Origin of the sequence: Psychrobacter sp. Ps2 (assembly GCF_022129405.1) — a bacterium.
In the GTDB taxonomy this organism is placed as follows: Bacteria; Pseudomonadota; Gammaproteobacteria; order Pseudomonadales; family Moraxellaceae; genus Psychrobacter.
Map to the genome: position 1 here is coordinate 44333 of NZ_JADQAM010000043.1, position 12137 is coordinate 56469.

Annotated in this window: 8 protein-coding genes; 3 read left to right on the top strand and 5 right to left on the bottom strand. The window is 42.5% G+C overall.

What is annotated here, in order from left to right:
- Nucleotides 1-45 precede the first annotated feature (45 nt).
- From I3254_RS04660 to I3254_RS04680, 5 genes are all read right to left on the bottom strand, one after another.
- Nucleotides 46-450, bottom strand: coding sequence for a hypothetical protein (locus I3254_RS04660; RefSeq protein WP_238051677.1), 405 nt, complete (start codon nucleotides 448-450; stop codon nucleotides 46-48).
- A 12-nt stretch (nucleotides 451-462) separates the two neighbouring features.
- Nucleotides 463-1215 (bottom strand): transporter substrate-binding domain-containing protein, encoded by a 753-nt coding sequence (locus tag I3254_RS04665; RefSeq protein WP_238051679.1) that lies wholly within the window; start codon nucleotides 1213-1215, stop codon nucleotides 463-465.
- 478 nt (nucleotides 1216-1693) lie between these two features.
- Nucleotides 1694-2953 carry a multidrug effflux MFS transporter gene (locus tag I3254_RS04670; protein ID WP_191114724.1) on the bottom strand — a complete coding sequence of 420 codons (1260 nt, stop codon included), beginning with the start codon at nucleotides 2951-2953 and terminating at the stop codon, nucleotides 1694-1696.
- Nucleotides 2954-3308: 355 nt separating this feature from the next.
- On the bottom strand, nucleotides 3309-4121 hold the full coding sequence (locus I3254_RS04675) for a crotonase/enoyl-CoA hydratase family protein (protein ID WP_238051681.1): 813 nt from the start codon (nucleotides 4119-4121) through the stop codon (nucleotides 3309-3311).
- Between the two features lie 223 nt (nucleotides 4122-4344).
- Entirely contained in the window at nucleotides 4345-7959 is a 3615-nt protein-coding gene (locus tag I3254_RS04680) for an ATP-binding protein (protein ID WP_238051683.1), read from the bottom strand.
- Between the two features lie 608 nt (nucleotides 7960-8567).
- On the opposite strand from I3254_RS04680, the gene cysM reads away from it, so the two are divergent.
- The 3 genes from cysM to rlmD all read left to right on the top strand — a co-directional run bounded on the left by cysM (nucleotide 8568) and on the right by rlmD (nucleotide 12131).
- Nucleotides 8568-9524, top strand: a complete 957-nt coding sequence (gene cysM / locus I3254_RS04685) for a cysteine synthase CysM (RefSeq protein WP_238051743.1) — start codon at nucleotides 8568-8570, stop codon at nucleotides 9522-9524.
- A 148-nt stretch (nucleotides 9525-9672) separates the two neighbouring features.
- The gene (locus I3254_RS04690; RefSeq protein WP_238051684.1) at nucleotides 9673-10497 is read left to right on the top strand and encodes a 3'-5' exonuclease; all 825 of its coding nucleotides are present in this window, start codon (nucleotides 9673-9675) and stop codon (nucleotides 10495-10497) included.
- 101 nt (nucleotides 10498-10598) lie between these two features.
- Complete coding sequence (rlmD, locus tag I3254_RS04695) at nucleotides 10599-12131, top strand: 23S rRNA (uracil(1939)-C(5))-methyltransferase RlmD (RefSeq protein ID WP_238051745.1); 1533 nt, start codon at nucleotides 10599-10601, stop codon at nucleotides 12129-12131.
- Nucleotides 12132-12137 lie beyond the last annotated feature (6 nt).

Sequence of the window (12137 nt, forward strand, 5' to 3'; positions counted from 1 at the left end):
ATCAGCATCTTTTAGATATGTTTGAATCTTAGGCTCTAGCGCTTTCTATTGCTCATTGGCCGCAGCAATATTGGTTTGTGCTTGACTATCAATTTTTGGCAAGTCATAGCTATTACCTTCTGCATCTGTGATTGTACTGCCTTGCTCAATAGCAGCAATCGAGCTAGTGATTAGCGCAGTATTTTGTTCTAAACGGCTTAGCACTCGTTGTATGTGTGGAGAGTTAGTATCCTCACCATAACTGCTGTCCAAGTCGAAAAGATCTTTAATTACTGCCTGTGCACTGTTTGCCACTTGGTTAGTTTGGTCAATTAAAGCGGTATTTCTTTCTAATAAGTTTGAGGTATAAAACGTGAACGCTAGCAAAGCACCGATTAGAGATAAAAATAGTGCAATTGAAATAATCAGACCTTGATAGCGCTTATTGTCAACATTAGGTACGGTTGCCATCTTCAGAATTCCTTAGTTCAATTGCTTAGTATTGGTGTCAGATTCGCTCTTTTCAGTAGGGTCAGCTTCACCCAACCAGCGCGCCTCAATTTCTTTAAATGTCCCTTTTTCTTTTAGTTTGGCAATACCTTCATTAACCGTTTTGATAAGCTGAGTATTTTCTTTTGCCATGAGCACCACTTGCTGGGCTGAAGGTGCATCTGCAGCTTCATAGGGTACAATTTTCACTTTATGCTCAGGATAGCCTTTGACGATATATTGCAAGACTGGCATATCGTACAAGAAGACATCCGTATTACCTTGAACCAAATCCTGATACGCCAAAAATGCTGTAGGTCTTGAAATTAGCTCAACTGAACTGCCCATCTCTTTTAGCGTGTCTTCTTCTTTAGGGCCTTCTAACGTACCTGCTTTTAGACCTTTTATATCGTTTAAGCTTTTTATATCGAACTTACCTTCCAAATACATGATAGTAGCTGGGTTGAAAAAGTATGGTGTTGATAGACCATATCTCACTGCCCGATCGTCTTTGTAAGAAATACCAGAAATCGCTAGATCACGCTTTCCTGTTTCGACGCTATCGAACATGTCTTGCCAAGTTTCTTTGTAAAACTCGACTTTGAATCCCTGCTCTTCACCAATAGCACGAATTGAATCAACATCAGTGCCTTGCATATTGCCATAGTCATCTTGGAACGAAAAAGGCGGCAAATCACCAGTCATGGCAACTTTCAATGTTGGCGCTGTATCAGGTAGCTTACTCACAAAGCTATCTGTGTTTTCCTTTACTGGTGTATTTGCATTTTCTTGAGTAGCAGAATTCCCACAGCCAAATAGCAAATAGGCCCACACTCAACAAAATCGGTAACGCTCGATATAACTGCTTCATAATCTATCCTTGAAACCTAACGTTGTTTTACATTTTAATTAATTGACAATCTAGCAAGGTTAAGCAATGTCTATACATATTAACTTACAGAAAGTTACGTTAGATAATACTTACCTAATTTTGCGATTGTAATAATTATGTTTGGTCATTATCTACGTTTAGTTATATATATAAAATACAGCATATAATTCGGAACAACTTATGTTTACTAAAGTCTAGTGACCTTGCTACTTAAAGTCTCTATGAGACTTGATCCTTAACTGAATAATTATTCAACACAGAAAAAAGCACTTATACGCTGTGAACGTATAAGTGCTTTTTTTGAAATACAGTTAACTTAAAATAGAGGCGCTGTTACTCTGCGTCGTCCAAGTTGAGATTACGATCAATTTTCCAAATCAGGAAAGAACCGAAACTCATTAGTGAGAACAGGGCAATACCAACTTTGAGAACTGGGTTGACTGGAAACAGGTTCAATAATAAACCGCCAAAGATACCGACTGAAAACATTAGCGAACCTTGTAGCGCACTTGCCATACCAGCACGGCGTTTCTGAAAAGCGAGCGCAATTGCAGAAGCATTGGGCTGGGTCAGACCCAATCCTGCGATACAAAAGAAAATACAAGCCAGCACCAGTGGCAACCAAGCATCCGTCCCTAAAAGCAAGCCAATCACGAATAGCAAACCCGCAGAGATAACCTGCATCATCGCCCCAAATCGCAAAATACTTAGTATTCGAAAGCGATTGGTAAGCCATTGGTTCAACTGAGTCAAACCTACAAAACCCGCCGCATTCATTCCGAACAACCAAGCGAAATGTGTCGCTGAGACACCATAAGTATCCATAATTAGCTCAGAAGCCGAGCTGATATAGACAAACATCGCTCCCATTAACAATCCACCCCCAATTGCTGGATAGTTAAAAGTCGGGTCTTTTAATAAATCCCAATATTGACTGAGCACTTCTCTTGCAGGGCGTACGTTACGATTTTCCTCGGTTAAAGTTTCAAAAAAGAAAAACTTAGTAAGTAGCAAGTTTAGAGCACCAAATGCAGCTAAGAACCAAAAGATAGAGTGCCAATCAAAAAACTGTAAGAATAGCGCGCCAAGCGATGGTGCCAATATGGGTGCTAAGCCCATCACTAAAATCATGATGGAAAAAGCTTTTGCCGTTTGTTTGGCAGTGAGGCGATCTCGAATCGCAGCGCGAGTAACTACTGCACCGACGCACGCGCCCAACGCTTGTAAAGTACGGCCTGCAAACAGTACGTACTCATTATCAGTAGTCGCACAAAGGATAGAAGCGATAACATACAGCGTCATACCTATATATAAGGGTTTGACACGGCCAACACGGTCACTGAATGGTCCGTAAAATAGCTGCCCAAATACCAAACCTAAAAAGTATGCAGGGACAGAGTTGGCCATAAAGGCCGTTGAAACACCGAAATCATCGGCCATCGATGGCAGTGCTGGCAGATACATATCAATTGATAATGGCCCTACCGCAACCATCAGCCCAAGCATCATAATCCATGCAACAGGCAAATCAGCAGAGCGCACTCGCTCAGAAGCGATAGGTTTGTTTGGAAGGGAGGGTTTTGAAGCAGACATATTTAGACCGTTTTATATAGTGGCTATTATTTTTGATATTTTATTTTTCGATGTTTAATTGCTTGCACGTGTTGTTAGGTAGGCTTTCGTCATTTTACTGTGTTATCCAGTAATCAAAATAGATACCTTTAACAACAATAGTGCATCTTTACCCACATCGGTGCAAGCAGACAATGCTATATCGTGCTATCTGCTTGCATTTCAATGGCTATAAGATAATGGCGAAACAACCGCTAACAATTAAAAATCGTCAAAATAATTTATCAAAATATGTCTGGTTTTCTTAGGTAGCAATTTCTTTTATCAGAATGAATCAAACGAAAATAACACTAGAAAATTTACTGATAGCAAAAATTTAGCGGAATTGGCGTTTGCCAAATAAGGTGCTGGCCTGCTTTGCTTTTCTGAGGGCAAGCTTACGATTGCGACCAAGCATCATTTTAAGCTGCCATGCTTTTTCTTTATATAAAGTCTTAGCAGGTTGATCATACATCGCATTTATCACGCGTTTGCTTGCTAGCACTGCATCAGGAGAGCGCTCTGCAAACTCGGCAGCAAGTTTTTGTGCCTGTTCAAGAGGTGCTTCACCACAGTGGCTAATCAAGCCTAACTCTTTGCCTTCATTAGCATCGATGATACGGGCGCTCATGGCGAGCTCTTTTAGAGTGTCTTCTCGTAGGACTCCAAATGCTGATTGGGTCAGTCCCATATCTGGCACTAAACCCCACTTAGCTTCCATAATAGATAACTGACAATCAGGATGGCTGATACGTACGTCACAAGCCAACGCCAACTGTAACCCAGCGCCGATACAATACCCTTCCAATACTGCTATGACGGGTACTGGCAGATCACGCCATACCAAGCACACCCGTTGGAACGCACTTTGCCATGGCTTGATCAGCTCCCAAAGCGCAAATGCTGTATTTTTTGGATGATTTAAGTCTCCTAAGTCAATCCCTGCACAAAAAGTTCCTTCTGCCCCATTTAGAATGACTGCGCGTATGGTTCTGTCCTTGCTAATACGACCTGCCAGCTTAATCAGCTCATTGATTACCTGAAAGCTCATGGCATTTTTTTTATGTGGACGATTTAAGGTAACCGTCAGTATGTTGTCTGTAATACTAACTTGTAAGGTCTCATACTGGTAACTTGCAATCGCGTTCATAACAATCCTTATTAATGAATAAAACATATATGGTTCTAATATTCACAATATTAGCAGGCTTGTCTTTGTTGTACCGTAGTAATAACTGACTGCCACGATACTATAGTCAGTTTCATATACAGCAGACACAGAGTACCTAGTTGATAGCGATAAGCAAATCTAACAAGATTACCTATCGCTCTCTGAATCTGAATGATTTTGTCTGTTTTGCCTTACCGTCAACTTATATCATTTTCCATGTCATGTCATTTTCGCTCAAGCGATGATAATTAAGCTGCGGATAAGAAGATAAATCCACCTTTTGCAAGTTGTCTAGCGCCGTTAACAATGCCTCATAATAAGGCTCAATCATTGCAAACTGCACAGGTGTCGTATGCTGTACATTCAGCAGGCATTTATCTTCCAAATCTTGGCTAGCCTGACGCAATTGTGGTACACCCGTATATCGACTACCGCCCAATATACGATGAGCAATTTGTGCCAGCATATTGCGATCATGCGATTCCCATGCCTGAATGAGTGCCTGTTTTTCATCATTGATAGTATCGATCATCATGATAATAAGCTTGGCCGCCAATTCAGGTTTATTCGCTGAACGAGTGAGCGCATCTTGCCAATCCAAAATATTTGAGGTATCACTTTTGCTTATATTATTGTTACTAAGGTCATTATTGATTTGCTCGTGTAAAGTCGTATTATCGTGAGCTGTTCTATCTTGAAAGCTTTGGTCTTGGGGGCTTTTATCTTGAGAGTTGTCGATAGACTTTGTTGTTGATTGTAATAGTGGCGACTGACCTTGTTTTTGTAGACGTAAGCTCTCATAGCGCGGCTGAATATCACGCGCAGTATCTCGTCTATAGCCTTCACGAGGCTGGCTATCGCGCAGATAGTCATCACGGATTTTTTTCAAGGATAATGGACGGGTAATTTTTGGCTCGCTACTGACAGAAGTACTATTACGATCTACCCCGTCTCCTCTTATTATTGGATAAGTAGCGGTTAATGTATTTGAAGATATATCTGAACTGGCTTGAGTCTCTTGCCCTTTTATATTATTAGAGAGCAAGTCGTTCGATAAATCATTATCATTAATTGAGTAACCGCGCAGCGAGTCAATAGGAGTTAACTCAGCCCCTGTTGGGTCGATACTCTGTACATTAGCATCTTGTAAATTATCACTCTGCAAATCAGAATGCTGTAAGCCAAAGCTCTGCAAATCTGTATCAGGCAACGCGGTCAATTGTGGTGTGGTACTCTTACGACCAAGCCATTTCTGTAGCACTTGCAATAACTGTGGTTGGCTAATCGGTTTGCCGACATAGTCATTGATACCGCTGGCTATAAGTTTGTCACGTTCATCTGCCAACCCATGAGCTGTCAGAGCGATAATAGGGATACGACTATCCGCATTTTCGATATTTCGAATCTGCTTAGCCGCCTCATGACCTGACATACGCGGCATTTGAATATCCATAAATATCAAATCAATATTGTCTTTGTCTTGCGTAGCCGCCTTATCGTCAGCGCTCGTGTCCTCATGATAGAACGCGCTATTTGTTTTCTTATTTATCTCATCACGTGTTTCTGCTTTAGAGAGTTGCGTTTTACTCGATAGACTTTGCTTATCGCTCTTGGCAGTTTTGATGTTTTTGGTTTGTTGTTTACTGATAATCTCGATAGCATCAAACCCACTGCTCGCAGTGACTACCTGAATACCTAGCTCACTCAATAAAGCATCAAGCACTAATAAATTAGGCAAATGGTCATCAACTGCCAGTACCGTGACCCCTTTCCAGCGTGGTTCCTGCAGGCTTTGCGGCGTACTACGGCTTTGAGTATCGAGCATCGCATACAGCTGTCTTTTGTCTAATGGCTCATACAGTATGTTGGCATGATAGCGATTGAGTAGCGCTTGATCGGCCGCCACTTGATAGCCAAATACAGCAAGCTTGCCTTGATAATGCAGACGAATTTGCTTGAGGAGCGCCATCATATCGTCTTGCGTGTCATCATCAACGATGACCCAATCCCAATAGTTACCGTGCTCTTTTAGTGACTCAAGCACACCCGGTAATGAGTTGGCCTGAGTCAGCTTAATCGGCAAATACTGCAAGCTAGCCTTTAGTACTTGTATCGAAGCGGTATGATTAATCCAAACCAGTACATTAAATTCATCGGTCTCGCTCGCCAGTGGCGCTAATACTGGTAATTCAATCGTTTGCCCTGTGGCTGCCTCTAGCACATCGACATGGGCTGGCATGCGAAACCAAAATGTCGCGCCTTGGTTTGCAATATTTTCTTGAGCATTATCATGAAACCCAATATCACCGCCCATTAAGCGTGTTAACTGTTTGGAGATAACCAGACCCAACCCTGTACCGCCATACTGACGCGTGATTGATGGATCGCCTTGGCTAAAGCTTTGGAACAGCATTTTTTGATCTGCAAGAGAAATACCTTTTCCGCTATCTTGCACGCTAATCATCAGATAATTGTCACGGTGGTCATCTAAACTCACACGCACCACCACATCACCACTATCCGTAAATTTAATGGCATTACCAACGATATTGGTCAATACTTGCTTAAGACGTAACGCATCACCATTGATACGCATCGGCACATCATTGTAAAACAGTACTGCCATGCGTAAACCCTTCTCCGCAGAGACAGGAGATAGCATATCGACCACATCGTAAATGGTGTCATAGAGATCAAATTCATGGCGATCCAGTACTAGCTTGCCTGCTTCGATTTTAGAAAAATCTAAGACATCATTTACCAAAGCGAGCAAGTGTGCTGATGACTTACGTATGGTCTGTACATACAAGTCCTGCTCAGGATTAAGCTCGCCATGACGTGCCAGCAAATTAATAAAGCCATCGATACTGTTCAATGGTGTACGCAGTTCATGACTGATATTGGCTAAAAATGCAGACTTGGCTTGGCTGGTTGAAATTGCCGCATCACGTGCATTTCGAATAGAGATGTTTTGCATTTCCATCTCATCAAATGCCAAACGTAAATCATCTTCCGTTTGCTCGGCATGGTCTTTGAGCTCTTGAAAGCTTCTATGTAAGCGGCGCAATGTTCTGACTAGATCTTGCTGTAACAAATTCAGCTCGCCATCTGACTCAACGGGTACAGGTTGGTATAAATTATCAACATGGGTACGTTGCAACTGCAACCGCAGCTCATAAATGGGGGCAATCCAACGTTTTGAATAGATATTTAGGCTCAGTAGTAGAATCAAGATAGTAAACAAGCCAGTAATCACTAACGCCATCGCAATACGGTAGCGTGCAATATAGAGCGGCTCATTATCCATATCGACGAGCAACCACAACGTTTGCCCTTCAAATTCTCCCAATACACTGCCATACGCTGTGCCTACAGGCGTTGGTCGTTGTGACAAAAAGCTTGCGGAATCACTGATTAGCGGCCATTCTTCATTGAGACCATAACCGACTGTTGCCAGTATTTGGTTACCTTCATTAATAATAGCAATGCGCTGTACATGCTGCTCTGACTGCATACGTCCAAGCTTATCTTGGATACCCTCTAGCGTCGTCATCGCCGCTTGCTGAGTACCCTCAGCACTACTCCCTACTTGCTGGCGCTCTTGTTCTAGCAGCTCAGGAATCAGTTCAGCTATGACTGGCGTATAACGAATAAGTACCGCTTCGGCCAATACTTCTTGCTCAGAGTCGCTTGCACGCATGGTTTCGTGAAATACCAAGATGCCGCCTACTGCTGCCAACACACAGATAGGCAAAAACACCAGTATGATCAGCTGACCATAAGCACTACTGGTATCGAAACGTTTTTTATATGCCATGCTAGGTCTACTCTCTACTAAGGTTCTTGCCGTGAATTATTCGTAATAAAATCAGTATTCATGTTACTTGCAGCGTGTCGTATCAGAGCATCTGGGTAAGGCGCTACTTTTAATGAAGCCACTAATCGTTAATAAGGTAACTGGTTCTGATAAGACAATTGATATACAGCTCAAGATTATCTTAACAGGATTCTATAAGTACTGGTTAGGCATTCCATGTGATGAATAACGTTATAATTAGAGTACCAACCACTCTGTGTCAAAGAGAATATGGCTTTAAGCGAACAGTCCCATTTTTGCAACCCTCAACGTAACATTGACATTGACCTAATACAGTGACTATTAATCCTTGATGCGATAAGCGCAGCTGAAAACAAAATGATATAATAAAGCCACTTTTTATTTACCACAATATATCGCTCATAGTCATAACATATGAGAGCGCACTCTAATGCCTTTCGTTTTTAGCTCGCGTATCACCGTAAACCTATAACCCAAGCGACTGTCTAAAATTATGATCAAACAATAAAAACAGCGCTTCCATCAAAAACAAGCCATTAAAAACATATTTAAAAAATAGAAAAGGATACTTTATGTCCACTACGGCCATGTCAAATGCTAACTTTATTACTCAAATCACTACCCTCGCTGATTGCGTTGGTCAAACGCCACTGGTAAAACTTCAACGTCTGCTTGAGCAAGAGCACATTGCCAATGGTGCCACAGTATTAGCTAAGCTTGAAGGCAATAATCCAGCGGGCTCTGTAAAAGATCGTCCTGCTTTTAATATGATTTATCAAGCAGAACAACGCGGTGATATCAAGCCTGGTGATATGTTGATTGAAGCCACTAGTGGCAATACTGGTATTGCATTGGCCATGGTCGCTGCAGTGCGTGGCTACCCGATAACATTGCTGATGCCGACCAACTCTACCCAAGAGCGTAAAGATGCCATGATTGCTTATGGCGCAACGCTGATTGAAGTAGACGAAGGTATGGAAGCTGCGCGCGATTTGGCATTGCAGATGCAAGCAGATGACAAAGGGGTTGTATTGGATCAGTTTAATAATCCTGATAATAGCCAAGCACATTACCTGACTACAGGCCCTGAGCTATGGGCACAGACCGACCGTAAAATTACGCATTTTATTAGCTCGATGGGCACGACAGGTACGATTACCGGTGTGTCACGTTATTTAAAAGAGCAAAATCCAGACGTCAAAATCATCGGCCTACAGCCTGATGAAGAAGCTTCGATTGCTGGTATTCGCCGTTGGCCAGCGGCTTATATGCCAGGTATTTTTGATGCAGATTTAATTGATGAAGTGATGGATATCGATCAGCGTATTGCCGAAATATATATGCGTAAATTGGCGAAAACTGAAGGTATCTTTGCTGGAGTATCTTCGGGCGCAGCTGCATGGGCAGCGACCCAAGTGGCAAAAGCAAACCCTAATGCTGTTATTGCCTTTATTGTCTGCGATCGTGGCGATCGTTATTTATCAACGGGTTTATATAACGTTGACGATAGCAATACGGATAACAGCAGCGCAGAAGTTAATTAATGCATAAGAAATACCATTTAGTATTGTTAATTTTAAAAAAGTGCAGAGCAGCCAAGTGCAGATGTAAACGTAATACTTCAAGCAAGGTTAACGCTGTTATTCTTTTATAATAAATTAACTATCAGCTCATAAATAGTCAGGATTATCTATGTCACAAGCGCTACCATCCGACCCTATATTGGTTTTTGATATCGAGACTGTCGCTGATGTCGATGCAGCACGCCGTATCTATCCGCAATTGGCCGATCTTAACGATGCAGATGCGTTAAGCGCGCTGACAGCCATACGTACACAAGAAGCAGGGCATGATTTTATGCGCTTGCCACTGCAGCGTATCGTCTGTATCTCAGCTCTGTATATCAAGGATGGTAAGTTATCGCTATTTTCTTTGACTGCCGATAAATTTAGTGAAAAAGAAATCCTAGCCAAATTCTTTAGAGCATTTACCGACATTAAGACACTGCCACAACTTATTAGTTGGAATGGCTCGGGCTTTGACATACCTGTACTGATATATCGTGCTATGCAATATGATTTGTCAGCGCCATGGCTGTTCGAAGAAGGCGAGCGTATTAAAAACATGCGCTTTGATAACTATGTTAATCGCTTTCATACACGTCATCTAGACTTGATGGATCGGTTTAGCCAGTATGGTGCTAGCCGCCGCGAAGCCATGGATATCGTCGCAAGTCTGTACGGATTACCTGGTAAAACTGATGTAGATGGCAGCATGGTCGGTGCGCTTGTTAGTAGCGGTGACTGGCAGACCCTATCTATATACTGTGAGTCTGATGTTATGAACACTTGGCTTATTTATTTACGCTGGTTACGTCTAACAGGACAGTTGTCTTCACAAGATTTTGCTGCTTGGCAGCAGCAGAGCTATGACTATTTGGCAAAGTATACCCAAGCTGACGGTAGTCCGCGACATCAAGAGTTTATCGCTGACTGGTCATCGGCACCCGAATTATAGAATTCGCATTATTAGTAGTTTTTTATTCCCCTCTTCTAGTTATTTATTATTAAGGCAGGTTTATGCAACCCACCGATTCAAAAAAATCTACAGCATCTGATATGGCAGCGCAAAGCAGTAACGCTCAAACGAATGAAGCTCAAACCAACGACACCCAAACGATTGTCATTCCGCCGAGTAAGAAAAAATCAAAGCCATCATCAAAGACACGTCGTCGTCTAAAAGATGCAGAGCCAATTCCATTCAATATTGATGGCTTATCACATGATGGTCGCGGTGTTGCTGTGTATGGTAATGGTTTTGACGTTACTGAAGGTCATGCTGAAGACAAGCATGGCAAAAAGATCTTTGTTAGCTTTGCCCTACCCGGTGAGAGCGCCTTAGTAAAAATAACCAACAGCCGTGCTAGCTTTGAAGAAGGCGATGCCATTAGCATTACTGCCAACCCAAACCCTGAACGTGCTGTACCACCCTGCCCGCATTTCGGTACCTGCGGCGGTTGTAACTTGCAACATTGGCAACCAGATGGTCAAATAAATTTTAAACAATCAGTACTGGCTGAAATGCTAATGCACCAAGCCAACGCGGAACCTGACAATTGGCTCCCACCTGTGGTCGGCGATCGTCTTGGTTATCGTACCAAAGCACGTTTGGGCGTGCGTTATGTTGTCAAAAAAGAAACCGCGCTTGTCGGCTTCCGCGAGCGTTCAAGTAACTTCTTGGCAGAGCTAAATGAATGTCATATCTTGGATCCGCGTATTGGCTTTGAGATTGAAAACCTAAAAACGCTTATTAGCACTTTAGAGAGCCGTGACAAGATTGCTCAGCTTGAGCTTGCAATGGGTGAGCAACTGCCAGAACTACCTGATGGCAATCAGCCAGTTGCGCTCATCGTACGTAACTTAGAACCGTTGTCAGATGCCGATATAGACAAACTAAAAGTCTTTTTCGCGGCGCGTAATTGGCAGCTATATTTGCAGTCGAAAGGCGTTGATAGCATTCAACGTATTGCTTTGACAGACGCTGATGATTTGAGCGAGCAATTTGGGCGTTTATATTATCAATTGCCAGAGTATGATCTGACCTTTGAATTTATCCCTACTGACTTTACCCAAGTAAATTTATCCGTAAACCGTCAGATGACCAAGCTTGCCTGTGACTTATTGGACTTAAAAGCAGGCGAACGCGTATTAGACTTATTCAGTGGTTTGGGTAACTTTAGCTTACCGCTAGCGCGCCTTGTTGGCGAGACAGGCTCAGTAGTCGGTGTCGAAGGCAGTGAAGCCATGACCGAACGTGCTGCTGACAACGCTCGTCGCAACGGTATCAACAATACTGAGTTTTATAGTCAAGATTTGACTCAAGACTGTACTGATAAGCCATGGGCTAACCAAGGCTTTGATGCGCTATTGATTGATCCACCGCGCTCTGGTGCTTGGGAGATTATGCAATATTTGCCAAAATTTAATGCTGAGCGTATTGTTTATGTCTCTTGTAATCCAGCGACCCTTGCGCGTGATACAAAAGCATTGTTAGAACAAGGCTATCGTCTGACTCATGCTGGCGTGATGGATATGTTCTGCCATACGGGTCATGTTGAATCTATCGCTCGCTTCGAAAAAATAGCGGTTTAACGTTAT